Below are 25,753 nucleotides of genomic sequence, written 5' to 3'. Positions count from 1 at the left end.
CCCCCACCGGGCCGGTCGTACTGTCCGACCGGGCCGGTAGGGTGCGCGAGTGATATTCGCACGAGCTACGTTCACCGACGCCGTCGCCGCCTTCGAGGCCGCGGTGCGCGCGCAGGACTCCCGGGCGTCGGGGAAGTCCTTCGGGAAGCTGCAGCAGTCCTTCCAGCGGGCGGACGACGCCGAACTCGCCGCGGCCGCACCGCGGCTCGCCGCGCTCCTGCCCGAGGTGCCGGCCGGCCCCCGTTCGGTGATCGCTGTCCTCGTGGGTGCCTGTGTGGAGCGCGGCGCCGATCCCGCCGGGTGCGCCCCGGCGATCTTCGCGGAGTTGGGGAAGGCACTCGCCGGCGCGGCGGAGTTCGTCGAGCGGTGGGCCGCCACCGGCGGCGGCGACCTGCCGCACGCCGACGGGAGCGGCCCGGAGGCCGCGGTGGTCGCCCGGGTCGGCGCGGACGCCGCCCAGGCTTGGTGGTCGCTGCCGCAGTGGGAGATGGCCACGGTCGCCATGCTCAGCCACCGGTCGGTACGGGCCCAGGTGGACGGACGCCAGGAGTTGGTCACGGCCGCCCGCCACCTCGCCGAGGTGAGCGGCGACGAGCTGAAGTGCCTCACCTACGCGCTGCTCGTCCTCGACGACGAACCGCTGGTGGTCCTGCACCGGGAGAGCCGGTCCGGCTACCGGATGCGGATGAGCGGGCTCGGTGACAACTTCCAGCTCCACACCCTGCTGGCCGCCGAACTGGTCGGCGCCGGGCACGTCCCCGGCGAGGCGCCCACCCCCGAGGCCGTCGCCGTGTGCCGGAACTCCCCGGGCCAGGTGCCCACGACCGGTGCGTTCAACCTGGCCGCACCCGACGGGACATGGATCTGGAACGAGGGCACACCGTCCGACATCCCGGTCGTGGACGACGTACGGCTCCTGGTGCTCGACCCGCCGCCGTACTCACGCGGGTGGCCCGCCGGCCGCTTCTTCCCCGGGATGCCCGGTAAGCTCGTGCTGGAAGGCGTGCTGGACGCGGCGGAGACCGAGAGCTGGTTCGCCAAGGTCGCCGACGCCAAAAGCTGACTCACCTCTGGTGGTCGAGCCTTTGGTGGTCGAGCACGGTGAACACAGCGGCCCGGCGCGTCAGCGCCGCCGCAGGACGCCACGGATGAAGGCGGCCTGGCCCGCGTGCTGCAGATCGTCGGAGATGACGCTCACGAGGCGTACGCCCTGCGTCACCGCCGGGGTCCAGGCTTCGTCGACGACGCGGTCGAGGTCGGCCTCGCTGAGCCCTCGCACGTAGCCGACGGTGTGCTCGTGAACGGCGTCGTAGTAGCCCAGGAGCAGCGCCGGGGTGTCGACGCGTACGGCGGCCACGTCGTCGGTGCGGTGGCCGTAGCCGGTGGCTCCGGTGGAGAAGGGCAGCTGGAAGCGGTCGAACCAGCCCTCGGCGGTCCAGATCTCCTCGGTGCCCGCCAGGTCGGCGACATGGTCGTCCTGAATGCGCGTCAAATGCCACACCAGCCAGCCGATCGAGTTGGCCTCACCGTCGAGACGCACGGACAGCTCGTCCGCGCCGAGCCCTTCGACGGCGCCGTGGACGGTTTCCTGGACCCGGCCGAAGGCATCGGCCAGTAGCTCCGCGCTGTTCATCCGTGACTCCTCAGAAAGTGGCGACGTTCCGACCCTTCCGATTGTGCACGCCGGCCGGCGGGGTGGGCGGGAGCACGGGCGGCGGGGCGCCGGCCGGACCGGCCGGGAAAAATCACCGGCGTCGCCGCTGCGCCGCAATTCGAACACGTGCTTGAATTAGCGGGTGATGTACTCCTTCCCCCACGACCTCCTGCAAGCACAGCGCGAGTGGTACGCCGTGTACGGCCAACTCGCCGACCGCACCAGTAGCAGCACCGCCGCACAGACCACGGCACTGCGCCGCCGTCTGCACCGGCTCTCCGTCCAGGTGTCCACACATCCGTACTGGGAGGCACATACCGGACGGGCACCGGCGGCGCGCATGGCGCTGCGTGAACTGGCCCGCTCCTGAGCGACGTTCGACGGGGCTCCCACCGTGACCGGTCCGCCCGTCAGTGGTATCAAGGGGCAGCCGTTCAACGGAGGAGGGGCCATGCAGGGTTACGCCCGTAGGTACGTCGGAAACTTCGTTCTCGCCGTCTTCATCAATCTCTCGGTGCCCGTGGTCCTCCTCATCGCCGTGGCCGCTGCCGGACCCGGAGTCGATGGGAGGTTGTCGGCGGCTTCCCTCGGCCTGGGGCTGCTCGGTGCCCTGTCCGTGCCCTTCTCGGCGAAGCGTCTCGCGCGGGCGGACTTCCCGCGGATCAGCCGCGGGGACGTCATCGAGGACGCGGGCCACCACGAGGACGATGCGTTCGCCCTGTGGTCTCCGCGCGCCGACGACCACATCCGGCAGGGCCGGTTGGCCAGGGCCGATGTTCTGGAAGCGACGTTCGTGTCGTACACCCCCGACTCGGAGGCGAGCTTCGTCCATTACGTCGGCGACTTCGACCCCACCGAGGTCAGGCCCCTGATCCGGCTGAAGCTCCTGGTGCGCGGTGACGGGATCGATTCCTTCGAGACCACCGACGAAGTACGGGTGCAACCGCTGTGTCTGGCCGCCGTCACCGCCGGACGCCTCGCCGTCTACGTCGATCCGGACAGCTCCACGGTGCTGGGCGTCGACTGGCCGCGCAGCGCCCTGCTGTCCGGTGCCAGAACCTGCAAGGTGCTCGGGCTCGACGGCCGGAGCGTCGAGCTGACCGGACATCCCGACCTCCTGATGGAACAGATGCAGATCTCGCGCGCCGCCGGCGACATCGCCCTGGTCGTCGACACGGTCGTTCTCGAGCGGCTCGAACCCGAGGTGGCAGCACGAATAGCGGGGCTGGCCGAGCGGGCCCGCACCGCCGTGGCGGACCGGGACCGCCCGGCGCCGCCGGGCGAGGGGCCGACCTGGGTGGTCGACGACCTCCCCGGCGAAAAGGGGGCGTTCGGCCGTGTCGGCAAGGGCTGGGCACGCAGAGGAGGGCGGCTGGCCCGCGCCCGGTTCCTCGAGATCCGGGGCACGACCACCTTCCAGGCCGACGGCCCGGTGGTGAAGACGATGCTGCGCATCCGCCCTGAGGACGGCGGCGCCCCCTTCGACGTGCGGCGCAAGCTGACGGTGCCGATGAACTACCTGGCGCTGCTGCACCGTACGAAGGAGGTCGTCGTCCGCGTCAGCCCGAACAGGAGGTCGTACGACATCGACTGGGAACGCACCAACCTTCTTGCCGGGGTCGGCCCGGCCGTGGTGATCGGTCCCGACGGGCAGCAGGTCACCCTGACGGGACAGGCCGATCCGCTCTGGGCCGTCATGAAGCTGCTCGTGGCCAACGCGGTCAGCAACCCCAGCGGCACTCTGGACCTCCGCGAGCACCGCCCCGAGGTGGCGGAGCAGGTCCTCGACGTCATCGGACGGACGGGCTAGTACTGCAACGGTCTTTGCTCTGATGTGTGTGCAGTTTCTGGTGGTGTGTGGCCGCGTCGTTTGTAGTGGCTGATGCGGGCTTGGAATTGTCGTCGTCGGCGCCAGTGTGACCAGTGCAGGACGTGGTCGGTGAGGTGGGCTCGGGGCCGTGTCAGGCGGGTGGTCAGTCGCCGGATTTCGGGCAGGGTCAGGGCGATGAGCTGGGAGGATCCGTTTCTGCTTTCTCCGTATCGAGGGCGCGGGCCCGCAGGACGGTCAGGCAGGCGTGGGCGGCCATAGCGAGGGTGATGTGGCGGTGCCAGCCGGGGTAGCGGCGGACCTGGTAGTCGTCCAGGCCGCATTCCTGCTTCGCGGTTTGGAAGCACTCCTCGACGGCCCACCGGCTGCCGGCGACGTGGATCAGCTCGTCGAGGGTGGTCTCGGCGGGGCAGTAGGCGATGTAGTAGGAGATCTCCTGTGGTCGGCTCACGCTGCGGCGGGCGATGACCCAGTGCCGGCGGTCTTCACGATGCCACGGGCGGACTTCCACTCTGGCCCAGTCGTAGACGCGGGGGCCGTGGGCGCCGTTGCCGCAGGAACGGCGTTTCCACTTCTGCCGGGACAGTCCGGGAAACAGGTCGTGAACCGGGTGGTCCATCGCCCATCGGGTCACGACGGTGTCGTGGCGGGTGGTGGCCATGACGTGGAAGACATCAGCCTGCTCGAGTTCGGTCCGCCAGCCTTTGGAGAAGCCGTAGGCGGCGTCCGCGGTCACCCACCGGAAGGGGATCTTCTCGGTGATCGCCCGGCGGACCATGGCCTTGGCGGTCACCACTTTCGTCTCGAAGGCGACCGTGTCCTCGATCCCCGCGGCCCGGCAGCGTTCCCGGTCATCGGTCCATGACGTGGGCAGATACAGGCGGCGGTCGATCAGCGTGCGACCGCGGGCGCCGGCATAGGCGAGGAAGACGCCCACCTGACAATTTTCTGTTCGGCCGGCGGTTCCGGAGTATTGGCGCTGGACTCCGGCCGAGCGGACGCCCTTTTTCAGGAACCCGGTGTCGTCCACGATCAGCACCGCTTCCGGGTCGCCGAGATGTTCCACGACGTAGTCGCGGACATCGTCGAGGACTTCGTCGGCGTCCCAGTCGCACCGGTTCAGCAGCCGGTGCATGCGATCGGGGGCCGCGTGGCCGGCCTCCTCCGCGAGCGTCCAGCCGTTCTTCCGCTCGAGCGGAGCGATCAGCCCCTGCATATACGCCAGTGCCGACTCCCGGGGCTCCGACCGGGCGAATCGGTGGACGAACCGCTCGTGCAACTCACCCAGACCCGCCGCCCACGACCTGACATCACCCAGTTCCCCACCCATAGTCAGATCAACGACTGTCCTGGCCACCAGTCACGCCAAACGCCGTTGCAGTACTAGTCCTCGTCCGCGTCCGCGTCGTCGTCCTCGATCAGGCGCCCCAGATCGCTCACCGCCTCGTCGGCGACCTCGCCGAGGAACCGCGGGCAGGCCGGCCCATGAACGCCGGGCAGAGCAGGGTCTCCAACGACGGCCCCCTGCCCGACGTTTCGCGGTCGAGTTCATGGAGACGGTGTCCGCCGGGGTGGCTCAGTCTGATGCCGAGTTCAGCGGCCGGCGGTCCGCTGCCCGGCAGGTGAGGATGGCCGTCCGGGCCGTGCTCGCAAGGGACTTGGCTCTCGTGGGCCAACGCCTTCGCCAGTGCCTCGATCAGATCGTCGAGGTGGGTTCGGAAGGGGTTCCGAAATCCGGTTCCCCACCCCCACCCCGGTTCACTACACTCGCAACGAATCGCGCGCCGCCACGTCTTCGTCATCGCGGCGCGCACCGTGACCAGTGAGGGGAGACCGGCCATGCGTTACCGCACCGCTGTCGTTGTTCCCCAGTCACGGTACGAGGTGATCCTGGTGTCTTCGTGCCCCCAGTGCCGGCTGCGCGGCTGCCACTGGATGTCCGTGACGAACGCCTGACCTCTGCTCCGACCCCCCTGTACCCGTCCCGTCCGGTGGTGAACCGCTGAGCGGGTACGGCCTGATGCGATGTGCCGCGTCGGATGTGCCGCGTCAGAGGGTTCCGTGCGGCCTGGTCGCAGGCCGTCTTCGTCCGGAATCGCGCCGACCCGTTCCCAGGATCACCCCGAAAGGCCATGGGCCGTGCGTACCGACCTGCATCGTCAACCCGTCAATCCACTGACCGCCGTCCGCAATCTGGGCATCCTCGCCCACGTCGACGCCGGAAAGACCACCGTCACCGAACGGATCCTGTACTTCACCGGCGCCACCCACAAGCGGGGCGAGGTGCACGACGGGACGACCGTCACCGACTTCGACTCCCAGGAGCGCGACCGTGGCATCACCATCTTCGCCGCCGCGGTGAGTTGCGCGTGGGACGGGCACCGGATCAACCTGATCGACACGCCCGGCCATGTGGACTTCGCCGACGAGGTGGAGCGCTCGCTCCGCGTCCTCGACGGCGCGGTCGCGGTGTTCGACGCCGTCGCCGGGGTCGAACCGCAGAGCGAGTCGGTGTGGCGGCAGGCCGACCGGCACGGCGTACCGCGGATCGCGTTCGTCAACAAGCTGGACCGTGTCGGCGCCGACCTCGACGCGGCCGTCGAGTCGATCCGGGAGCGGCTGCATCCGGCTCCGCTGGTGGTCCAGCTCCCGATCGGCAAGGAGGACGGGTTCACCGGCGTGGTGGATCTGCTCCGCATGCGCGCGCTGGTCTGGGCCGGCGACGGTGACACGTTCGAGGAAGGCCCGGTACCCGAGGCCCTGCTCGAAGAGGCGCACCGGCGCCGCCGGTTGCTCGAAGAGGCGGTGGCGGAACTCCATCCGCTCGCGTTGGAGGAGTTCTGTGCCGGGTCGACGATCTCCGCGCCGACGCTGGCCGCGGCACTGCGCGACCTGACCCGTACCGGTGAGGGCGTTGTGGTGCTGTGCGGTGCGGCCTACCGCAACCGTGGCATCGAGCCGCTGCTCGACGCCGTCGGGGCCTATCTGCCGTCGCCGCTGGACGTGCCGGCGGTACGCGGCACCCTGCGCGGCATGGAGGAGGAGCGGGCCGCCGATCCTTCGGCGCCGTTCGCGGCGCTGGTGTTCAAGGTGACGTCGACGTCCACCGGGCGGCTGACCTATCTGCGGGTGTACTCGGGAACGATCAGGAAGGGAGACACGGTGATGGACGTGGGCGCACGGCGCTCCGAGCGGATCAGCCGGATCCTCCGGGTACAGGCCGACCGGCACGCGGAGATGGACCAGGCGGTCGCCGGGGACATCGTCGCGGTGATCGGGCCGAAGGCCGCCCGCGCCGGAGCGACCTTGTGCGTACCCGAGACCCCGCTGGTCCTCGAACCGCCGACGACGGCCGATCCGGTCGTCTCCGTAGCGGTCGAGGCTCGCAGGAGCACCGATACGGACCGGTTGGTGTCGGCGTTGGTGCGGCTGGTCGAGGAGGATCCCTCGCTGGTGGTCAGGACCGACGCCGAGACGGGTCAGACGGTGCTGTCGGGCATGGGCGAACTGCATCTGGAGGTCGCGGTGGAGAAGATCCGCCGCGCCCACGGTCTGGAGATCGGCGTCGGCCGCCCGCAGGTGGCCTACCGGGAGACGGTCTCCCGCGGCGTCACCGGACTGCTGTACCGGCACGTCAAGCAGGACGGCGGCGCCGGCCAGTTCGCCCATGTCGTCCTCGACGTGGATCCGCTGGATGCCGCCGACGCCATCGGCGACGACAGCGGCGGCAGTGCGGTGGAGTTCGTGTTCCGGTCGGCCGTCGTCGGTGGACGGGTTCCGCAGGAGTACGTCCGGGCGGTGGAGGCCGGTTGCCGGGACGCTCTGATCGAAGGTCCCCTCGGCGGTCACCCGGTCACCGGACTGCGGGTCACGCTGACCGACGGAGCCACCCATCCCAAGGACTCCTCGGAGATGGCGTTCCGTACGGCCGGCCGGCTCGCGCTCCGGGAGGCACTGCGCGCCAGCGCGATGGTGCTGCTGGAGCCGGTGGTCGAGGTCACGGTCACGGTGCCGGACGACGCCGTGGGCGGAGTGCTCGGTGATCTGGCCGCACGGCGCGGCCGGGTCTCGGGCTCGACAGCGCGGGCGGGCACGGCGGTGATCACCGCGGCCGTGCCGCTGGCTGAGCTGTTCGGCTACGCGACCCGGCTGCGCAGCCGGACCCAGGGCCGGGGCACGTTCACCGCCCGGCCCACCGGCTACGCGCCGGCCCCGGCCTCGGTGGAAGCCCGCTGAGCCGGTAGCTCAGGGCCGGCCCCGCTCGCCTCCATGCGAGCGGGGCCGGCTCGCGGGACCCGCTACGCCTCGGCCTCGGGCGCGTCGAGGAGGGTCATCTCCTGCTCCGTGAGACGCAGCGCGCCCGCGGCGACATTGGCGGTGAGGTGGTCCGGATTGCCGGTCCCCGGAATGGCCAGCACGTGCGGACCCTGCTGGAGCGTCCAGGCGAGCCGGACCTGCGCGGACGACACACCGCGCGCGTCCGCGATGGCGCGTACCTGGGCGTTCTCCGCACCGGTCGCGCCCGACTCGCGCCCTTCACCGGCGATGGCGAAGAACGGCACGAACGCGATCCCCCGCTCCCCGCAGAGGTTCAGGAAGTCGTCGGCACCCGGGCGCCGCGCGTCGATGCCGTAGCGGTTCTGCACGCAGACGACGGGCGCGATGGCCTGGGCCTCGGCGAGATGTTCGGCGCGGACGTTCGACAGGCCCAGATGACGGATGAGACCGGCGTCCCGCAGTTCGGCCAGCGCCCCGAAGTGCTCGGCGATCGAGCCGGGTGCGTTCATCCGCAGATTCACCACGTCGAGGTGGTCCCGTCCGAGCTGCCGCAGGTTCTCCTCCACCTGCCCGCGCAACTGGTCCGGCGTGGGCCAGGGCAGCCACGCACCCGAAGCGCCCCGGCTCGGACCGACCTTCGTGACGATCACCAGATCGTCCGGGTACGGGGCCAGCGCCCGATTGATCAGCTCATTGGCGGAGCGCAGCGACGAGAAGTAGAACGCGGCGGTGTCGATGTGGTTCACACCGAGCTCGATCGCCCGGCGCAGCACCGTGATCGACCGCTCACGGTCGCTCGGCGTCCCGAGATCGAACGCGGCACTCCCGGTCAGGCGCATCGCGCCGAGTCCGATCCGGTTGACCGTCAGGTCACCGAGCTTCCAGGTACCTGCGGCCTCGGCGGTGATCGTCCGTGCGGGCAAGAGCGGTCCTCTCGATCGATCTTCGTCCGGTGGTCCCGGCAGCACTGCGGAGATCGGATTATGAGGCGCCGGTCGGCGTGCCGGGAAGCCGGGAGAGGTGCGGTGATCATCACATCCGGAGCGGGAATCCGCGGCCGGGGATTCAGGTTGAGATCGGCAACGACATCACACCGCCGGCGGGGACGCCCGCCGGCATGACGCTCTACCGTGCAGGGCCGCTCCTCGGCAGTGTCGACACTGCCGAGGAGCGGCCCTGAAATCGCTGCGGCGCCTCAGACGGCGCCGCGGCGGGCGCCGCGGTCGTGGGAGCGCTCTGCGGGTGAGGGCAAGAAGATGCGGGCGGCCGAGGTGCCCAGGCCGGCTGGGGTGGCCCAGGCGTGTCCTTCCGGGGAAGGCAGGGACGGCAGTGCCAGGGGCTCGGACGGGAGGGTGGTCCGAGAGGTGGGTGTGTGGGGGACGCCGCTGTAGGGCAGGGTGCTCGGCAGGTCGGCGTCGTAGTAGCGGCGCACGCCCCGGTGCCAGTTGAGGATGCCGACGAGCCAGTCCTGCAGTTCCTTCATGTACTCGTCCATGGTCGCCCGGCCCTCGGCGTCCAGGTCGAAGTCGTCGTAGAGCACGGGAAGTTCGTGCTCCATCGCGTGCTGGAACTGGGCGAGCCGGGACGACATCAGATCCGCGACGATCTTCAGGGCGGTCGGATAGTCGCAGTCGAAGAAGTTCTCGACGACGAGGATGAGGTTGTGGATCTCTCCCTCGTACTGGATCTCCTTCTGGTACGAGAAGACGTCGTTGATCAGGAATCCGTAGTCGGAGACCGCGTTCTCGATCGCGCGCAACGTGCCGCTCTCATAGATCCCCGGCGGCAGCTTCTTGCCGTGCCGCATCCGGCACAGGCTCATGGTGAGGTCGGAGCCGAAGGTGAACCGGCGCATCTCCAGGTAGTCGATGGGGTCGGGGATGCGGTTCTGGTGCTGGTTGTGGAGTTCCCACAGCCAGCTGTCCAGCATGACCTCGATGGTGCGCTGGAAGGCCCGGCGCTGGTCCATGTCCATGGGCACGATGGTGCGGCCCCACAGGTCCGCGAGGCCGCGTTCCATCGGGGTGACCGCCAGGGCGGCTCCGACGGCCGGGTCCTCGACGGTCATACAGGCCTTCAGACGATCGGTGCACAGCTTCGCGCCGGCGAGGTCGTGGGTGCGGCCGAAGGCGAGCGGGTACAGGTCGTCGCCGTAGGTCCCCCAGGTCAGCCACTCCGCGCTGAGCTCCAGTTCCTCACGCGTGGCGTCCGGATCGAGGCCGGCCGAGCAGAGGGCGAAGTCGTAGCCGGCGAGCTTGGCCTCGTCCCAGATGTCGGCGAGCAGGCCCATCCGTCCGGCCCAGGCGACGGATTCCTTCCGCGCGTGATCGAGGTGCGGACTGACCGTCAGAGTGAACGGCAGGTCGAAGTCCGGTAGTCGGGAGGGGCCGACGTGCCGGCGCGGCACGTTGCTGTGGCTCCGCAGCCGGGCCTTGGCCGGCCGGCCGAAGAGCGTCTTGATGTCCAGGACCGACGTGCCGACGGCTCCCCCGAACAGGGCGTTCGGGGTGGTGACCGCGCCTTCGTTCATGTAGCGGCTGGAGCGCAGATGCCACTCGTGGCCGCCGGACTGCCAGTCCTGGAGCCCCTTCACGTACGCGGCGACGGCGGCGCACTGCGCCGGATCCAGGCCCTTCTCCACGCAGAGCGCCGGGACTTCGGTCAGCGCGGTGTTCTCGAACTGCTGCAGCCGCGAGGTGAGCAGATCGTTGACGGCCTCGGCCGCCTCCTGGGTCGTACAGCCCAGGAAGGTCTCCAACACCAGGACACCGTTGCTGAGTTCGCCCTCCTCCTCCACCTCCCGCTGGTACGAGAAGAGGTCGTTCCGCAGGTGGACGCCGTCCGAGAAGGCGTCGGTGAGGACGCGCAGCGGACGGGTCCCCGCGACCGGGACCGGGAGCTCGGCGTTCGCCGCGAACTCGATGATCCCCGCGGACCAGGGCGCCCCGCCCACCTTCCGGCGCATCTCGATGTACTCGACGGGGTTGGCGATCCGCCCGGTGTCGATGTTGGCGAGTTCCCACAGGGACTCGTTGAGGAGGTTGCGGGTCGACTCCGCGAAGCGCTCGCGCCAGGCGTACGACATGCTCGGCACGGTGCGCGCCCACAGGTCGGCGAGCCCGGCCTCCACCGGGTTGCGCGGCTCCGGGAAGCCGTCCGCCAGATCCATCGGCATGAACGCCGGCAGCCGGTCCAGATACTCCTTGCCGCCCTCCCGGTCGGGAGTCCGTTTGTACAGCTCCAGGAAGTGGTCGTCGAAGAAGAACACCCACACGTACCAGTCGGTGACCAGCGACAACACGTCGGCGTCGCAGTCCGGGTGGGTGTACGAGCACAGCAGGGCGTAGTCGTGGGCGTCGAGGTCCTTCTGCTCCCAGATCCCTGAACCCTCCAACATGCCCATTCCCCGGGCCCAGACCCTGGACTGCTCACGGGCCGCTTCCAGATGCGGGTTGAGCCGGGCCGGGTACGGCATGTAGAACTCGGGCAGGTCAAACGGCTGAGTCACTGGGCCGCCCCTCCAATTTTGCGCGCCAGTTGGTCAGGCCCAGTCATGCCCAAGGAGCCGGTGGCCATACGGAGTACCGCGTCGTCTCACACGAAAGTATGACGTTCCGCCAAAACACCCCGAACGAGCGGCCGGTTCTGCAGACGGCTGACTCCGCAGAACCGGCGCGACGACGGATCCAGACCTCAGCCGACCGCGGTGGGCGTGCGGGGAGCGGTGGGAATCGGCCGGGTCTGCTCGCGGGCGGCGAGGAGCGCCGCCCCGATGTCCCGGGTGCCGGTGGAGACGCACAACGTGTACGCGGTGTCCTGGAGTTGGCGGTGGACGTACGGGTCGACGGCGTCGGAGCGGGCGAGTAACTGCAGGGCGTCGTAACGTTCCAGCAGGTTCCGCAGTACGGCGGGGTGGGCCATCAGCATCGTGGAACTCCCTCGGCTCGGCGGTTCGGTGCGGCGGTTTCGTGCGTCAGCCCTGCACGACGGTGGCGTGCGGCCGGTTTCAGCCGGTCCAGGTCCAGTCCGCGACCTCGGGCAGGTCCACCCCGTGTTCGCGGATCCAGGCGTGGTGGCGCAGCCGCACGTCCTCCATGTCCTGCCGGACGGAGGCGGCGCGGACGGCGAGGCCGGGAACGCGGTCGATGACGTCCATGACCAGGCGGTAGCGGTCGAGGTCGTTGCGGACCACCATGTCGAACGGCGTGGTGGTGGTGCCCTCCTCCTTGTAACCGCGCACATGCAGGTTCGCGTGGCCGGCACGGCGGTAGGCCAGCCGGTGGATGAGCCACGGGTAGCCGTGGTACGCGAAGACGACCGGCCGGTCGCGGGTGAACAGGGCGTCGTACTCGGCGTCGTGCATGCCGTGCGGGTGTTCCTCCTTCGGCAGCAGCCGGGCGAGGTCGACCACGTTCACGACCCGCACCCTCAGCTCCGGCAGATGGACGCGCAGCAGTTGCGCGGCGGCCAGGACTTCCATCGTGGGAACGTCCCCGGCGCACGCCAGCACCACATCGGGCTCGCCGGTGCCGTCCTCCGTGCCGGCCCACTCCCAGACCCCGGCGCCGCGGGCGCAGTGCGCTCGGGCCTGGTCCAGGGTGAGCCAGTCGAAGCAGGGCTGCTTGCCGGCGACGACGACATTGACGTAGTCGCGGCTGCGCAGCACGTGATCGGCCACCGCCAGCAGGGTGTTGGTGTCCGGGGGCAGATAGACCCGGACGACCTCGGGGCTCTTGTTCAGGACGTGGTCGATGAAGCCGGGGTCCTGGTGGGAGAAGCCGTTGTTGTCCTGCCGCCACACGTGCGAGGTGAGCAGGTAGTTCAGCGACGCGATGGGGCGGCGCCAGGGCAGCCGCCGGGAGACGCGCAGCCATTTGATGTGCTGGTTGACCATCGAGTCGACGATGTGGACGAACGCCTCGTAGCAGGAGAACAGACCGTGCCTGCCGGTCAGGAGATAGCCCTCCAGCCAGCCCTGGCAGGTGTGTTCCGAGAGGATCTCCATGACCCTGCCGTGCCGGTCCAGGTCCTCGTCGACCTCCAGGGTCTCGCCCTGCCATGCCTTGCCCGTGGCCCGGTAGACGCTCTGCAGGCGGTTGGACGCGGTCTCGTCCGGGCCGACCAGCCGGAAGTCGCGGCGCTCCGCGGTGTCCTCCATGATCGTCTCCACCAGGTCGCCCAGGACGCGCGTGGGCTCGTGGAGGGTCGCGCCGGGTTTGTCGACGGGAACGGCGTACCGCTCCAGCGCCGGGATCGGCAGGTCCCGCAGCAGCAGACCGCCGTTGGCGTGCGCACTCGCGCCGAGCCTTCGTTCGTCGTCCGGCAGGCATTCCAGCACCTGGTCGCGCGGGCGGCCGTGCTCGTCGAACAGCTCGGCCGGCCGGTAGGACTGCAGCCAGGCCTCCAACTGGCGCAGGTGCTCCGGGTTGTCGCGCACTCCGGACAGCGGGACCTGGTGGGCGCGCCAGGTGCCTTCGACGGGCAGCCCGTCGACCTCCGCGGGACCGGTCCAGCCCTTGGGGGTGCGCAGGACGATCATCGGCCAGCGGGCGCGTTCTCCAACGCCCTCCTCGCGGGCGGTGCGCTGGATGAGGGCGATGCGGTCCAGTGCCGTGTCCATCGCACGGGCCATGTCCTGGTGCACGCGCAGCGGGTCGTCCCCGGTGACGTGGATCGGTTCGTGGCCCAGCCCGCGCATCAGGTCGTCGAGTTCGGCCTCGGGGATCCGTGCCAGGACCGTCGGATTGGCGATCTTGTAGCCGTTCAGATGCAGGATCGGCAGGACCGCTCCGTCGTTCACCGGGTCGAGGAACTTGTTGGAGTGCCACGAGGCGGCCAGCGGTCCCGTCTCGGCCTCACCGTCGCCGATGACGCAGGCGACGAGCAGGCCGGGGTTGTCCAGTGCGGCGCCGTAGGCGTGCGAGAGCGAGTAGCCCAGCTCCCCGCCCTCGTGGATCGATCCGGGCGTCTCCGGTGCCACGTGGCTGGGGACCCCGCCCGGGAAGGAGAACTGCCGGAACAGCTTGCCCATGCCCGAGGCGTCCCGGCCGATGTCCGGGTACGTCCGGCTGTAGGTCCCCTCCAGCCAGGTGTTCGCCAGTACCGCCGGTCCTCCGTGCCCCGGCCCCCACACGCACAGCGTGTCCTGGTCGCGTGCCTTGATCACCCGGTTGAGGTGGGTGTGGACGAGGTTGAGACCGGGCGAGGTGCCCCAGTGGCCCAGCAGCCGGGGCTTGATGTGCTCCGGGAGCAGGGGTTCGGTGAGCAGCGGGTTGGCCATCAGGTAGATCTGGCCGACGGCCAGGTAGTTCGCCGCCCGCCAGTGCGCGTTCAGTGCCGCCAGTTCGGCGTCGTCAAGGTAGGTGTCGTTCTTTTGCGTCTCTGACCTGGTGCCAGGCATATCCATCTCCTCCGCAGGCGCCGGACCGGCGTCGCTCCTACTCTGCGACGCGGTGCGGCCCTGCCTCTTGGGCCGATGAGGGACATCCGGGGGGCCGAACGGCCCTCACTTCCAGCGGCGTGAACCGCGGTGTCAGAAGTCGTCCTCCGCGCCGCCCACCGATACCGAGCCGTCGCGATACACCCCGAACGGGCCGTACAGGTCGAGCAGCCGGGTGCGCGTGGAGTGCAGCCGGTCTCCGATGACCGCGGCGCAGAGCAGGACGAACTCATGTCCCAGAGCGGGATCGGCAACACACAGTTCACGGACCGCCGCCGCCGGGAACTCCCAGGCCTGCACGGCGGTGTGCGCCTGGGCGCCGAGTTGCCACCGGAACGGCGGGAACAGCCAGGACCAGCCGAGGAGTTCGCCCGCCGAGACGGTCTGCACCACGGCTGCCTGCCGTCCGGGGACGTGCAGGTCCAGGGTCACCTCGCCACGGTCCAGGACCCAGAAGCGTTCGGCGGTCCGGTCGGCGTCGAAGATCCGGGTGCCCAGGGGAAAGGCGACCGGTGTGGACAACGCCATGAGTCGGTCACGGTGTGCGGTGGTGAGCCTGTCGAGAAGGGAGTGTGTGGTGGACATCGCACTGTCCGTTTCCGCGGCTCCGCGGTCTTCGACGTGTGCAGGCGTGGTCGCGCTTCGCCGCTCTGGTTTGTCCGTGCTCCGGTTGTCCATCAATCCTGCCTGCCCTCCCATCCTCACCCAGGGGGCGCTGACGCGCAGGGGCCCGAACGTCCTCAGTTGCCGGCGGGGTGGCCCGCTTGCGCGGCGGCATCCGCCGACGAGCAACCGGGGACGGGGGCGAACGGTCAGTGTGCGCCGGTCACCGTCGGTGACCGGCGTCGTGCCGGCCTTCCTGGTTCAGCCGGTCCTGGGCCTGGGTCGCGATCACGGCGGCCTGGACGCGTCGCTCCACGCCCAGCTTGGCGAGCAGCCGTGAGATGTGGTTCTTGACGGTCTTCTCCGCGAGGTACAACCGCTGTCCGATCTGCCGGTTGGTCAGCCCTTCGCCGACCAGCGCCAGGATCTCCCGCTCCCGTTCGGTCAGGCTGGGCAGCGCGACCAGTTCCGGTGCCGGTTCCTCCGCGCCGCGCAGCTTGGACATCAGCCGGGCCGCCGCGCTGGGGTCGAGCGTCGACTGTCCGGAGGCGACGGTGCGGACGGCCGAGACGAGGTCGGAGCCGCGGATCTGTTTCAGCACGAACCCCGAGGCACCGGCCATGATCGCGTCGAGGAGCGCCTCCTCGTCGTCGAAGGACGTGAGCATCAGGCACGCGAGCTCGGGCATCTTGGAGCGGAGCTCCCGGCAGACCGTCACTCCGTCACCGTCCGGCAGCCGCACGTCCAGCACGGCGACCTGCGGGCGCAGCGCGGGAATGCGGATGAGGGCCTGCTCCACGGTGCCGGCCTCGCCGATCACCGTGATGTCCGGTTCGTCGTCCAGCAGGTCACGCACCCCCCGCCGCACCACTTCATGGTCGTCGAGGAGGAAGACCGTGATCCCGGCCGCGGGGGTGGGACGGTCGCTGTCCGACATCAAGAGCTCCTGAATCCTGCGCCGGGATTCGCCGTCCAGCGGACGGGTCCCGAACGGCGCTCACCGTTCAGTCTGCGGCTCCCCGCGCCGTGGTGACAGGGCCAGGTGGCCCTGATCCGTGGTGTCATCGCCACCGCACCCTCCCATTCTCCGCTCTTCGGGGCCCAGCCGCCGGAGGGCCGCCGCCCGCGGGCACGCCGTGGAGTGGACCGGGGCGAGTACGGTGGAGGGGGCTGTGACGATGGGCCTGCATTCCGTCACGAGCACCTGGAGGCATATCGGTGGGTAACGTCGACGAGGGCACCGGGCAGTCTCCTCAGCTGCGGATCGACGAGCTTCTCGAGGACCTGCAGGACCGGCTGGACGCGGCGCGCGGCACCCGGGACCAGGTCCGCGGCCTGCTGGAGGCGGTGCTCTCCGTCGGGCGTGAGCTGGATCTGGAGCAGGTGCTGCGCAATATCGTCGAGGCGGCGGCGGTACTGGTGAAGGCCGAGTACGCGGCGCTGGGCGTGATCGGGCCGGACGGCGAGCGGCTCGCCGAGTTCGTGACGGTCGGTTTCACGCCCGAGCAGATCACCGCGATCGGCGCGTACCCGTCGGGGCACGGAATCCTGGGCGTGCTGATCCGCGATCCGCACCCGTTGCGGCTGCCGCGGATCTCCGATCACCCCTCCTCGTACGGCTTTCCGCCGAACCACCCGCCGATGGACTCCTTCCTCGGGGTACCGATCCGGGTGCGCGACCACGTCTTCGGCAACCTGTATCTGACGGAGAAGCGCGGCGGCGGGCAGTTCGACGCCGAGGACGAGTCCGTCCTGGCCACGCTGGCCGTGGCCGCCGGGGTGGCGATCGACAACGCCCGGCTGTACGAGGAGTCCAGGCGGCGCGAGCGGTGGCTCCAGGCCAACGCGGAGATCACCCACACGCTCATGGCGGGCAGTCCGCGCAGTGCGGTCATCAGCCTCATCGCCGAACGCGCCCGCGAGATCACCGGTGCGGAACTCGCCCTTATCGCGCTGCCCGTCGACGACGCGGCGGCGCTCTCCGTCGAACTCGTCATCGGCCGGGACGCACCCGCGCTGCGCGGTCTGGTCGTGCCGGTCGAGGGCAGCCTCGTGGGTGCTGCCTTCTCCTCCGGGAAGCCCGTGACCAGCGAGAACATCAACCTGGACGAGTCGGTCCGCACGGACGTGCCGCGCAATGACCGGCTGGAGGCCGCGGTCGCGGTCCCCATCGGTACGGGTGACGGCCCGCGTGGCGTACTGCTGCTGGTCCGCGCGGCCGGCGGGACCTCCTTCATCGCGGACGAGATCGAGCCGCTGCTGGGCTTCGCCGGGCAGGCGGCGGTGGCGATGGAGCTGGCCGAACGGCGTACCGGCGCCGAGCAGATCGCGCTGCTGGAGGACCGGGACCGGATCGCCCGCGATCTGCACGACCTCGCGATCCAGCGCCTCTTCGCCACCGGGATGACGCTGCAGAGCGCGGGCCGCTTCATCGAGCACCCGGAGGCCTCGGAACGGGTCCGGCGCGCTGTCGACGACCTGGACGAGACCATCAAGATCATCCGGTCGACCATTTTCGGCCTGCGGTCCCGCGAGACCGGCGCGGAACACACCCTCAGGGCCCGTACGGTGCGGGCCGCCTCCGACGCCTCCGCGGTACTCGGCTTCACGCCGAGCGTGCGGATGGAAGGGCTGCTGGACACCCAGGTGCCACGGGAGGTCGCCGACCATGCGATGGCGGTGCTCGCGGAGTCGCTCAGCAACGTCGCCAAGCACGCCCACGCCACCCGCGTGCAGGTGGCCCTGGAGACCGACGGCCGGCAGGTCGTCCTCACCACCACCGACAACGGCGTCGGACTTCCGGCGCAACGGACCGGCAACGGCCTGCGGAACATGCGGGAGCGCGCCCTGCAGCTGGGCGGCGACATGGAGCTGATCTGCCCGCCGGACGGCGGGACCACCCTCGTCTGGCAGGTGCCGGTGAAGGCGGAATAGCGGATCCCCGACCGGCTCCCTGCGTGGCGTCCGCCTCCGTCAGGGCATGTCGGCCGGCGACAACTCGACCTGCTCCGCCGGGACATGACCGTTCCGGTCGACGACGCGCCCCGCCACGAGTTCGGGTTCGACATGGATGAAGATCCCGTCACCCGTCTCCAGCCACGGCCGCGGACCGCTCGACCTCAACCGCGCTTCCTTGACCGGGTTCGTGACCACGGAAGCGCGGCCGGTGACCACCACACTCCAACCGGTGTGGCCGGCCTCGTCGAAGTGGTCCGCCTCGAACGCGACCACCGCACCCCGCACCGCGCGCGCCATGTGCGAGGCGGCGGAGGCCTGGAACAGCACGGCACCGTCCGGGTCCAGGAGGAAGTGAACCGGCAGAATCGTGGGCAGGGCATCCTCGGTGTAGACGACCCGGCCGATCGTCACCAGAGACAGCAGACGCAGACTCTCCCGGCGATCCAGCTCCCGGAAACCGTTGTGTCGGTGCATCGTTCGATCCTCAATACCGTCCATGCCGTCATGACGATCCATTCGCCCACCGACCATGCTTCCTCACGACGCCCGCACGCGGTAGGGCCGCATGTCCCCCACCAGGGCCACATGGCCCTGGGCGCCACCGGGCGGACGTGCTCGGTCGTACTCAGTCGTGCGGGACGACGGCGACCGGAGCGGCGGCGTGGTGCATCACGGCGTGAGTGACCGAGCCGATGTGCGCGCCGATCGCCGAGGTGCGGGTGCGCCGGCCGATGACGACCAGGCCCGCGCCGCGGGCGGAGTCCACCAGATGGTGCGAGGCCCGGCCGATCACCGCCTGTGCGGTGACCCTCACGCCGGGGAACTTCTCCCGCCACGGACGCAGCGCGTCCGCCAGCGCGGTCCTCTTCTGCTCGGCCAGCTCCCCGCCGACGTCCTGGTTCACGGCGAGGTCCGCGGTCCCGAAGCTGTAGTAGGCCGGGAGGTACCAGCCGTGGACGACGCGCAGCGCCGACTGACGCACGGCGGCGGCCTCGAAGGCGAAGCCGATCACGGCATCACCCGGGCTGTTCAGGTCGAGACCCAGCACGACATGGCGGGGCGGAGCCGGGATGGTCGCCGTCTCAGTCCCAGTCGCTGTCGCGGTCGCGGTCGCGGTCGCGGTCCCAGTCGCGGTCGTGGTCGTGGAGGGGTCGGCCGGCTGCGCCGTCCCGTCCGGTTCCCCGGCCCGGACCAGTACGACGGGCCGAGTGGCCCGTCCCACGACCCCGAGCGCCACCGAGCCGACCAGGAAGCCGGCGACGGCGCTGAGTCCCCGTGAGCCGATGACCAGCATCTCCGAGCCGTTCGCGGCGCCCAGGAGGGCCGCCACGGGCTCGTTGGCGATCTGCTCGCCGACGATCCGCAGATCGGGGTGGCGCAGCCGCACCTGCGCCTCGGCGTCGCGCAGTACGCGATCCCCCCAGTGGCGCTGCGGGGGGCCGGGACCGCCCAGCGGCGTGTGCGGGGTGACGGTGTCGGGCTGCCATTCGCCTGCGTGGACGAGGCGCAGGGTCAGCCCGCGGCGGCGTGCTTCGCCGGCCGCCCAGTCCGCCGCGGCCATGCTCTCGGGGGAACCGTCCAGGCCGGCGGTGATGGTGGGGAACATGGTGTGGGCCTCTCTCGGGGATGTGGGGCCGGCTCCCGGCCGCCGGACGGCGGGAGGAGGGCCGCAGGATCACCTGACCGGGGCCGATCGGCCCCGGTCAGGTGACGACGGTGCACCCCACCTGACGGAACGGTGCTGGGCGGGTGCCGGGTGGGGGTCAGAGCAGCCAGCGGTGGTCGCGGACGACCGGCAGTCGCGCCCAGATCCGGCCGAGGCCCCAGACGGTGCCGGCGGAGGCGACGGCGAGCGCGATCATGACCGCCGCGTACAGCAGGTGGTAGTCGACGAGCGGGTTGCTGGACATGCTCAGCGTTCCGTCGGAGCCGTGCCGGGCCGGCGGCCATTCCGCCATCCACATCAGCGCCATCATGGCGGTGCCCGCGACGGCGGCGAACCGCAGTGCGACACCGGCCGTCAGGGCCACGCCGATGCTCAGCAAGCCGAGCATGAACAGCCAGTTCGCCCAGCCGGCACCCGCCCAGGAATGGAACGTGGACTCCATGGGACCGGCCGAGACCCCGCTGAGGAAGCCCTTCGTCGGCGAGCCGCCGTCGACCCAGCCCTTGCCGGACGCGGTCGCGTAACCCCAGCCGAACGCCTTGTCGAGGAAGGCCCACAGGAAGATGAACCCCGTCAAGACCCGGATCCCGGCGAGGACCCGTGCGCCGGTCGACGTGACCGCCAGAGCGGGCGCCGTGCCGGACACCGCCGCGGCACCGGCCCTGCGCCGTACCGGCAGGTGGAACCCGGTGTGCTGCTGCGGGTGCTCGTGGACTGCCATGATGGCCATCCCTTCCGGGATCTGGAGGACGGACGCGGCAACCGCGTCCGCTCTCAATGTGCCGTCGCGGCAGCCGGGAGCGCAGGGGCCCGCAGTCCCGACGACCGGGCCGAACGTCCCTACTCCGAGGGCCCGTTCGGCCGACCGGGAACGCGCCCGGGCCCGGGATCCGCAGGTCTGACACCATGCAGCGAGTTCACCCGGCGCCACGGCACCGGTCGACGACCCCAGAAGGCGGTAGATCCCGATGAGCAGGCCCGACGACCACGCGCGGCATCATCCGGTTGTCGTGGCGCACCGCGCCAGTCGTTCTTCCGACCTTCAGCTGCGCATCGCCGACGCGATCACCAAGTTCGCCGGCTCCATGATGTTCGTCTATCTCCACGCCGTCGCCTTCCTGGTCTGGATGCTGGTCGCCGAGTCGAACCCCTGGCCCACATTGACGCTCGTCGTATCGCTCGAGGCGATCTTCCTGTCGACGTTCGTCATGATCGGACAGAATCGGCAGGCCGTGTTCCAGCAGGCCAAGGCGGATCACGACTTCGTCGAGCAGGAGCTGGAGCTCAAGACCAACACCGAGCTGACGCGCGCCATCCACGCCATGACCACGGAAATCCACCGCCGACTGGCATCGGGCGACTCCGACGGCAACGCCTGACGTTCGGTGGTGCGGGTGCCTCAGAACTCCGAGTTGGCGAACCAGTGCGCGAGCAGTTCCTCGTCGCCCTCGATCCCGAAGAGGTCCGCGTCACGGTCGAGCCGGCCGTACAGGAGCAGCAGCAGATCCGCTGCGGCGCCCCGCACGGTGGCGTCGGCGGCAGGCGTCGCCGACCCGGGCGGGCGCGGGTCGAGCCCGAAGCCGTCGGGCCGCAGCCGGACCAGCCAGTCACCGTTGCTGTTGACGTCGCCGTCGCTGTCGCCGTTGACGTCCGTGCACTGGAACCGGATGGTCTTCCCGTCGCCGCGCAGGTTGGACACCTTGGGCGCGAAGGACGCGGCGAACGGCAGATTGGTCAGGAACTCGTCGACGCCGTCGGCCGCCAGGTCGCGGTCGATCACCGGTCGCAGGTCCAGGGCGCGTTCCGCGTCGGTGCGGTGCACCAGCGTCTCGAAGAGCATCCGCCGCACCCAGAACCGGGCATGGTGATCCGCGCCCCACACCCACATCGGGGCATCGGGCTCGGTGGCCGCGAAGGCGCTCGCGGCCTCGGCGGCGCTCGCCGTCAACCAGTCGGGGTAGCCGTCCTCGGCCGGAGGCAGCCGCAGCTCGACGTCGCGGCTCCTGGGCCGTTCCTGGACCTGCTGGCGCAGCAGGACGGAGAACCAGCGCTGCACGCTCCCGGTGTGCTTGACCAGGTCGGCAAGCGTCCAGCCCGGGCAGCTCGGCACCGAGGTCGTCAGGTCGGCGCCCTTGACCGCCGCCACGAAGCGATCGGTCTCGGTGGCGACGGCAGCGCGGTGATCGGCCGACGTCACTGTGCGTCGCGAATGATCCGACGATGTGCTCACCGTGGCGTACCTCCGTGATATCTCCGGGCCCGGGAGTCGACGGTCCGGGCAGCCGGATTTCTCCTCGCAGCCTGCCACAGCACCGGCCGGGGGCGGCCGACCGCACCCAGGCATCGCGGGCGGCACGTACCCGGGGCCGGGTCCGGTCCCACCGCCCGGGGACCCCCATGCCCAAAGATTTACCGCCAATGGTATAGACAACAACTACTTCTCCCGTCCACTATGGGCGGTATGTAGCGGGTCGTGGGACAGATCCCAGCCTGGACCCGGCCGCTCCGGCGATTCCGGTGAATCCGGCGCCCGGGTGAACGAGGAGGCGGTCATGTCCACGGCGGACACCTATCGGGGTCGTGCGCGGATCGCCGCCTATCTCCGCTGCTACCCGTACGACCAATGGCGGATGGCCGTCCATCTGCACGCCCTCGAGGAGCACGCCGACCGGCTCGGCCACCACGCCCCGGAGATCTTCCTGGACAACGGCGTCTCCTGTCGGGCCGTGCGGCCGGAGCTGAGCCTGCTGCTCGCCCGGGTCGCGGTGGGGACCATCGACACGGTGTTGATACCCGGTCGCTGGGTGTTCTCCCTCGACGACCGTACGGCCGACTCCGTGATGGACTTCGTCCGGGGATGCGGCGCCGAGGTCGTCGAACTTCCGCAGCGCCGGGAACTCTCCCCCTCGCCGTACCCCTCCCTCGCCGGCTAGGGCGGACAGCGAACGCTCTGAACGCAACAGAGCCGACCGCCGCCCCTCCGACCGGCTCCCGTGTCCCCTCGTCGGACAACCACTACAGTGTGGGCATGTCCGGTGAATTGGTACCCGATCACGGCGAACTGCGCGCGTCTCACGAAGACCGGGACCAGGTCGTGGAGCGGCTGCGGGTCGCCGCAGGAGACGGCCGGCTGACCGCCGAAGAGCTGGACGAACGGCTCGAGGTGGCGTTGACGGCGCGTACCTACCGAGAACTCGAAGCGGTGCTCACCGATCTGCCGGCGCCCGGACCGGCGTGGGCGGGTGGCGGTGTCCCCTCCCCCGCACCGAAGGACAGGTCGCGGATCGCGGTCGACAGCGCGAGCGCGAAGCGGGAGGGCACGTGGTCGGTGCCCCGGCAGATGGAGATCGAGTCCAACAGCGGCTCCGTCGTTCTCGACTTCACCCGTGCCGTCATCGGATCGCCCACCCTGGAGATCGAAGCGTCGGTGCGCAGCGGGTCGGTGACCCTGATAGTGCCGCCGGACGTTTTCGTGGACGTCGACGAGGTCGCGGTGAGCAGCGGCAGCGTGCGCCATCGGGCGCATGTCTCCGCCGGGACGCCGATCCGGCTGCGTATCCATGTGACGGGGAAGGTGCGCAGCGGCAGCATCACGGTGCGACCGCCCAAGCCGCCCCGCCGCGGTTTCCTGCAGTGGCTGCTGCGCCGGCCCGGGCCGATGAAGTCGATCGCCCGCTGACGTAGAGCGTGGCGGCGTCGACTGCGGCCTACGGGGCGGCCCGTTCCGCTACGCGTCGGCCCGTTCCGCGCTGCCCGCGGGCGGCAGGTCCTGTTCGGCCCAGATCGTCTTGCCCGTCGGCGTGTAGCGCGTTCCCCAGTGCTCGGTCATCTGGGCGATGAGGAAGAGGCCGCGGCCGCCTTCGTCGTCGCTCGCCGCATGGCGCATATGGGGTGAGGTGTGTCCGGAGTCGGAGACCTCGCAGATGAGGGTCTGATCGCGGATGAGCCGCAGCAGGATGGGGCCCTCGGCGTAGCGGATGGCATTGGTGACCAGCTCGCTGACGATCAGTTCGGTGGTGAACGAGACGTCGTCCAGGCCCCATTCGCCGAGCTGCCCGGTGGCAGCGGCGCGGGCGCGGCCGACCATGACCGGGTCGGCGGCCAGCTCCCACACGGCCACCCGGTACTTGTCGAGCCTCCGTGTGCGGACGAGGAGCAGGGCCGCGTCGTCGTCCGACGGCCCGGGGAGCAGCGTCGAGACGGTCCGGTCGGCGAGCTCTTCCAGGGGGCGCCGGTGCTCGGCGAGGATTTCGTCGAGCCGGTCGAGCCCGGCGTCGATGTCGCGGTCGGAGGACTGGACCAGACCATTGGTGAAGAGCGCGATGAGGCTGCCCGCGGGCAGCTGCAGGTCCGTGCCCTCGAAGGGCAGGCCGCCCAGTCCCAGGGGCGGGCCCGCGGGAAGCTCCGGATAGCTGACGAGGCCGCTCTCCGCGTCGACCACGGCCGGCACCGGGTGGCCCGCGCGCGCCATGCTGCACTGTCCGGTCACCGGGTCGTACACCGCGTACAGGCAGGTCGCGCCGACCGCTTCGTCGTCCTCCGGCCCGCCGCCCCGCACGCCCCTGACCGCGGCCCACTCCTTGGCGGACTGCCCGACCAGGTTGTCCAGCCGGGTCAGGAGTTCGTCCGGGGCGAGGTCCAGCTGGGCGAGCACCCGGACGCTGGTGCGCAGCCGCCCCATGGTGGCGGCGGCTCCCAGGCCGTGCCCGACCACGTCCCCGACCACCAGGCCGACACGTGTGCCCGACAGCGGAATGACGTCGAACCAGTCGCCGCCGACCCCGGCCCGGCTGTCGGCGGGCAGATACCGGTACGCCAGCTCGACGGCTGTCTGCGGCGGCAGGCTCTGCGGCAGCAGGCTCCGTTGCAGTCTGAGGGCGGCCGTGTGCTCACGGGTGAACCGGCGGGCGTTGTCGATACAGACCGCGGTACGCGCGACGAGCTCGTCGGCGAGGTCCAGCTCACCTTCGTCGAACGGGTTGGTGTCCCGGTCCCGGAAGAACGTGACGAGCCCGATCGGGCTGCGCCCGGCCCGTAGCGGCACGGCAAGACACGAGCGGAGCAGCGGTTCCCGCGTGTCCTTCACGTCGTGCGCTGTGCCCTGCGGTTTCGTGCCGGTCTCCAGGACCTTCCGGCCCAAGGTCAGGCTGCGGGCCTGGGCCGATGCCGGTGGGTAGTCGACCAACTGTCGCGCCGTACGTCGCCGGCCCCCCTCGGCCGTCGTCCCGCCGTCCTGCCCGGTCTCCCCCCACATTCGGACCAGCCGCCGTCCGGCCGTGGTCCCCGGCGTGGTCTGGTCCCCCTCCAGTACCGCCTCCAGCAGGTCCACGGTGACCGAGTCCGCGAACTGCGGGACGGCGACCTCGGCGAGCTCCCGGGCCGTGCGGCTCATGTCCAGGGTCGTACCGATGCGCGCTCCGGCGCGCACCAGCAGGGCCAGTCGCTGCTGGGCCCGGTAACGGTCGGTGATGTCCACCGACTCCTCGCACATGCCCAGCGAATTGCCCTGGGCGTCCTGAAGCCGGTAGTAGGAGCACGACCAGACGCGGTCGTGCTCCGGATCGACGGGCGCGCGGCCGCCGTAGTGCAGATCGATGACGGGCTCGCCGGTGGCGAACACCTTCCTCATGACCTGTTCCAGCGTGGACGGATACCCCTCGGACAGAATCTCGGCGTCCAGGATCATCTCGTCCGGGGACATGCCGACGTACTGGGTGGACCCCATTTCGCGGTTCAGCTCGGCGTTGATCCACATCACCCGCATGTCGGCGTTGTAGATGGCGAGGCCGACGGAGGAGCGGGTGATGAGCCCCTGCAGCATCGCCTGCCGGGCCTCCCACTGGGCCAGCTCCTCGGAATCGGCGGCTACGACGAGCCAGGCCGGCCCGGCCCCTTCGGAGGAGACCGGGACCATCGTCGTGGCGATCCGCAGCGAGCGGCCGTCCCGGTGCCGCAGATGGAGGACCACGCTGCGGGTACTCCGCTCCGCCCCTGGCGGGCCGGCGTGCTCGCCGGTGCCCGCACGGCGCCCCAGCAGGTCGTCAGCGGGGCGTCCGAGCACGTCGTGCGCCTCGTAGCCGAGCAGCTCCGCCGCCGCCGGGCTCCACCCGATGACCCTGCCACGGGCATCGACAACCGCTGTGGCTGCTCTCGTGACGTCGAGGGGTCCACGGGAGTCCACCCCGTCAGCTCCGTCCATCGCACAGTTCCGCCTTAATCCACTACCTCATGGTGGGCCCGGAGCCCTGGCGCCACAACCGCTCCGGTACGCCCGGGGCTCCCCCGTCGGGCACCGGCCGGGTCCGCCCCACCCACCGGTACACCCGA

Annotated in this window: 21 protein-coding genes; 8 read left to right on the top strand and 13 right to left on the bottom strand. The window is 70.5% G+C overall.

What is annotated here, in order from left to right; genetic code table 11:
- Positions 1 to 49: 49 nt before the first annotated feature.
- Positions 50 to 1,063 (top strand): hypothetical protein, encoded by a 1,014-nt coding sequence (locus C8250_RS35720; protein WP_138352459.1) that lies wholly within the window; start codon positions 50 to 52, stop codon positions 1,061 to 1,063.
- Positions 1,064 to 1,123: 60 nt separating this feature from the next.
- Here the strand turns inward: C8250_RS35720 and C8250_RS35715 are convergent, their stop codons facing one another.
- Positions 1,124 to 1,633 carry a DUF664 domain-containing protein gene (locus C8250_RS35715; protein WP_138352458.1) on the bottom strand — a complete coding sequence of 170 codons (510 nt, stop codon included), beginning with the start codon at positions 1,631 to 1,633 and terminating at the stop codon, positions 1,124 to 1,126.
- 166 nt (positions 1,634 to 1,799) lie between these two features.
- On the opposite strand from C8250_RS35715, the gene C8250_RS35710 reads away from it, so the two are divergent.
- A complete protein-coding gene (locus tag C8250_RS35710; protein ID WP_187145353.1) occupies positions 1,800 to 2,024 on the top strand; it encodes a hypothetical protein in 225 nt (74 codons plus the stop codon).
- An 81-nt stretch (positions 2,025 to 2,105) separates the two neighbouring features.
- Entirely contained in the window at positions 2,106 to 3,464 is a 1,359-nt protein-coding gene (locus C8250_RS35705) for a hypothetical protein (RefSeq protein WP_138352456.1), read from the top strand.
- Positions 3,465 to 3,651: 187 nt separating this feature from the next.
- Here the strand turns inward: C8250_RS35705 and C8250_RS35700 are convergent, their stop codons facing one another.
- A complete protein-coding gene (locus C8250_RS35700; protein WP_187145097.1) occupies positions 3,652 to 4,812 on the bottom strand; it encodes an IS701 family transposase in 1,161 nt (386 codons plus the stop codon).
- Positions 4,813 to 5,621: 809 nt separating this feature from the next.
- On the opposite strand from C8250_RS35700, the gene fusA reads away from it, so the two are divergent.
- Positions 5,622 to 7,718 (top strand): elongation factor G, encoded by a 2,097-nt coding sequence (fusA, locus tag C8250_RS35695; RefSeq protein WP_244809577.1) that lies wholly within the window; start codon positions 5,622 to 5,624, stop codon positions 7,716 to 7,718.
- Between the two features lie 62 nt (positions 7,719 to 7,780).
- On the opposite strand, the gene C8250_RS35690 is transcribed toward fusA, so the two are convergent.
- The 6 genes from C8250_RS35690 to C8250_RS35665 form a co-directional block, all read right to left on the bottom strand.
- A complete protein-coding gene (locus C8250_RS35690) occupies positions 7,781 to 8,683 on the bottom strand; it encodes an oxidoreductase (protein WP_138352847.1) in 903 nt (300 codons plus the stop codon).
- Positions 8,684 to 8,955: 272 nt separating this feature from the next.
- Positions 8,956 to 11,268: a terpene synthase family protein gene (locus C8250_RS35685; RefSeq protein ID WP_138352846.1), complete on the bottom strand. Its 2,313-nt coding sequence runs from the start codon at positions 11,266 to 11,268 to the stop codon at positions 8,956 to 8,958.
- A 185-nt stretch (positions 11,269 to 11,453) separates the two neighbouring features.
- Entirely contained in the window at positions 11,454 to 11,687 is a 234-nt protein-coding gene (locus C8250_RS35680) for a DUF5133 domain-containing protein (protein WP_138352845.1), read from the bottom strand.
- A 79-nt stretch (positions 11,688 to 11,766) separates the two neighbouring features.
- On the bottom strand, positions 11,767 to 14,160 hold the full coding sequence (locus C8250_RS35675; protein ID WP_138352844.1) for a phosphoketolase family protein: 2,394 nt from the start codon (positions 14,158 to 14,160) through the stop codon (positions 11,767 to 11,769).
- Between the two features lie 132 nt (positions 14,161 to 14,292).
- Positions 14,293 to 14,784, bottom strand: a complete 492-nt coding sequence (locus tag C8250_RS35670; protein ID WP_138352843.1) for a cyclic nucleotide-binding domain-containing protein — start codon at positions 14,782 to 14,784, stop codon at positions 14,293 to 14,295.
- Between the two features lie 241 nt (positions 14,785 to 15,025).
- Positions 15,026 to 15,739, bottom strand: coding sequence for a response regulator transcription factor (locus C8250_RS35665; protein WP_138352842.1), 714 nt, complete (start codon positions 15,737 to 15,739; stop codon positions 15,026 to 15,028).
- A gap of 281 nt (positions 15,740 to 16,020) precedes the next feature.
- On the opposite strand from C8250_RS35665, the gene C8250_RS35660 reads away from it, so the two are divergent.
- Positions 16,021 to 17,736, top strand: coding sequence for a GAF domain-containing sensor histidine kinase (locus C8250_RS35660; protein WP_138352841.1), 1,716 nt, complete (start codon positions 16,021 to 16,023; stop codon positions 17,734 to 17,736).
- A 39-nt stretch (positions 17,737 to 17,775) separates the two neighbouring features.
- On the opposite strand, the gene C8250_RS35655 is transcribed toward C8250_RS35660, so the two are convergent.
- The 3 genes from C8250_RS35655 to C8250_RS35645 form a co-directional block, all read right to left on the bottom strand.
- Positions 17,776 to 18,234, bottom strand: a complete 459-nt coding sequence (locus tag C8250_RS35655; protein WP_138352840.1) for a pyridoxamine 5'-phosphate oxidase family protein — start codon at positions 18,232 to 18,234, stop codon at positions 17,776 to 17,778.
- A 151-nt stretch (positions 18,235 to 18,385) separates the two neighbouring features.
- Positions 18,386 to 19,366, bottom strand: coding sequence for a universal stress protein (locus C8250_RS35650; RefSeq protein WP_138352839.1), 981 nt, complete (start codon positions 19,364 to 19,366; stop codon positions 18,386 to 18,388).
- 157 nt (positions 19,367 to 19,523) lie between these two features.
- Positions 19,524 to 20,147 (bottom strand): DoxX family membrane protein, encoded by a 624-nt coding sequence (locus C8250_RS35645; RefSeq protein ID WP_138352838.1) that lies wholly within the window; start codon positions 20,145 to 20,147, stop codon positions 19,524 to 19,526.
- Between the two features lie 247 nt (positions 20,148 to 20,394).
- Between C8250_RS35645 and C8250_RS35640 the strand changes: the two genes are divergently transcribed.
- Positions 20,395 to 20,805 (top strand): DUF1003 domain-containing protein, encoded by a 411-nt coding sequence (locus C8250_RS35640; RefSeq protein WP_138352837.1) that lies wholly within the window; start codon positions 20,395 to 20,397, stop codon positions 20,803 to 20,805.
- 20 nt (positions 20,806 to 20,825) lie between these two features.
- Here the strand turns inward: C8250_RS35640 and C8250_RS35635 are convergent, their stop codons facing one another.
- The gene (locus C8250_RS35635) at positions 20,826 to 21,623 is read right to left on the bottom strand and encodes a maleylpyruvate isomerase family mycothiol-dependent enzyme (RefSeq protein WP_244809575.1); all 798 of its coding nucleotides are present in this window, start codon (positions 21,621 to 21,623) and stop codon (positions 20,826 to 20,828) included.
- Between the two features lie 355 nt (positions 21,624 to 21,978).
- On the opposite strand from C8250_RS35635, the gene C8250_RS35630 reads away from it, so the two are divergent.
- Positions 21,979 to 22,359: a recombinase family protein gene (locus tag C8250_RS35630; RefSeq protein WP_187145122.1), complete on the top strand. Its 381-nt coding sequence runs from the start codon at positions 21,979 to 21,981 to the stop codon at positions 22,357 to 22,359.
- 95 nt (positions 22,360 to 22,454) lie between these two features.
- Positions 22,455 to 23,105: a DUF1707 domain-containing protein gene (locus tag C8250_RS35625; protein WP_187145121.1), complete on the top strand. Its 651-nt coding sequence runs from the start codon at positions 22,455 to 22,457 to the stop codon at positions 23,103 to 23,105.
- A 48-nt stretch (positions 23,106 to 23,153) separates the two neighbouring features.
- On the opposite strand, the gene C8250_RS35620 is transcribed toward C8250_RS35625, so the two are convergent.
- Positions 23,154 to 25,625: a SpoIIE family protein phosphatase gene (locus C8250_RS35620; protein ID WP_138352834.1), complete on the bottom strand. Its 2,472-nt coding sequence runs from the start codon at positions 25,623 to 25,625 to the stop codon at positions 23,154 to 23,156.
- Positions 25,626 to 25,753 lie beyond the last annotated feature (128 nt).

Source organism: Streptomyces sp. So13.3 (genome assembly GCF_005860785.2).
In the GTDB taxonomy this organism is placed as follows: domain Bacteria; phylum Actinomycetota; class Actinomycetes; order Streptomycetales; family Streptomycetaceae; genus Actinacidiphila; species Actinacidiphila fildesensis.
The sequence above is the reverse complement of the archived record's forward strand: the minus strand, read 5'-3'. Positions and strand labels throughout refer to the sequence as shown.

Bases quoted from the DNA above. Each gene is read 5' to 3' on its own strand.
- C8250_RS35715 (WP_138352458.1), bottom strand. From the start codon at position 1,633: ATGAACAGCGCGGAGCTACTGGCCGATGCCTTCGGCCGGGTCCAGGAA.
- C8250_RS35710 (WP_187145353.1), top strand. From the start codon at position 1,800: ATGTACTCCTTCCCCCACGACCTCCTGCAAGCACAGCGCGAGTGGTAC.
- C8250_RS35705 (WP_138352456.1), top strand. From the start codon at position 2,106: ATGCAGGGTTACGCCCGTAGGTACGTCGGAAACTTCGTTCTCGCCGTC.
- C8250_RS35700 (WP_187145097.1), bottom strand. From the start codon at position 4,812: ATGGGTGGGGAACTGGGTGATGTCAGGTCGTGGGCGGCGGGTCTGGGT.
- C8250_RS35680 (WP_138352845.1), bottom strand. From the start codon at position 11,687: ATGCTGATGGCCCACCCCGCCGTACTGCGGAACCTGCTGGAACGTTAC.
- C8250_RS35675 (WP_138352844.1), bottom strand. From the start codon at position 14,160: ATGCCTGGCACCAGGTCAGAGACGCAAAAGAACGACACCTACCTTGAC.
- C8250_RS35670 (WP_138352843.1), bottom strand. From the start codon at position 14,784: ATGTCCACCACACACTCCCTTCTCGACAGGCTCACCACCGCACACCGT.
- C8250_RS35665 (WP_138352842.1), bottom strand. From the start codon at position 15,739: ATGTCGGACAGCGACCGTCCCACCCCCGCGGCCGGGATCACGGTCTTC.
- C8250_RS35655 (WP_138352840.1), bottom strand. From the start codon at position 18,234: ATGCACCGACACAACGGTTTCCGGGAGCTGGATCGCCGGGAGAGTCTG.
- C8250_RS35650 (WP_138352839.1), bottom strand. From the start codon at position 19,366: ATGTTCCCCACCATCACCGCCGGCCTGGACGGTTCCCCCGAGAGCATG.
- C8250_RS35645 (WP_138352838.1), bottom strand. From the start codon at position 20,147: ATGGCAGTCCACGAGCACCCGCAGCAGCACACCGGGTTCCACCTGCCG.
- C8250_RS35640 (WP_138352837.1), top strand. From the start codon at position 20,395: ATGAGCAGGCCCGACGACCACGCGCGGCATCATCCGGTTGTCGTGGCG.
- C8250_RS35630 (WP_187145122.1), top strand. From the start codon at position 21,979: ATGTCCACGGCGGACACCTATCGGGGTCGTGCGCGGATCGCCGCCTAT.
- C8250_RS35625 (WP_187145121.1), top strand. From the start codon at position 22,455: ATGTCCGGTGAATTGGTACCCGATCACGGCGAACTGCGCGCGTCTCAC.
- C8250_RS35620 (WP_138352834.1), bottom strand. From the start codon at position 25,625: ATGGACGGAGCTGACGGGGTGGACTCCCGTGGACCCCTCGACGTCACG.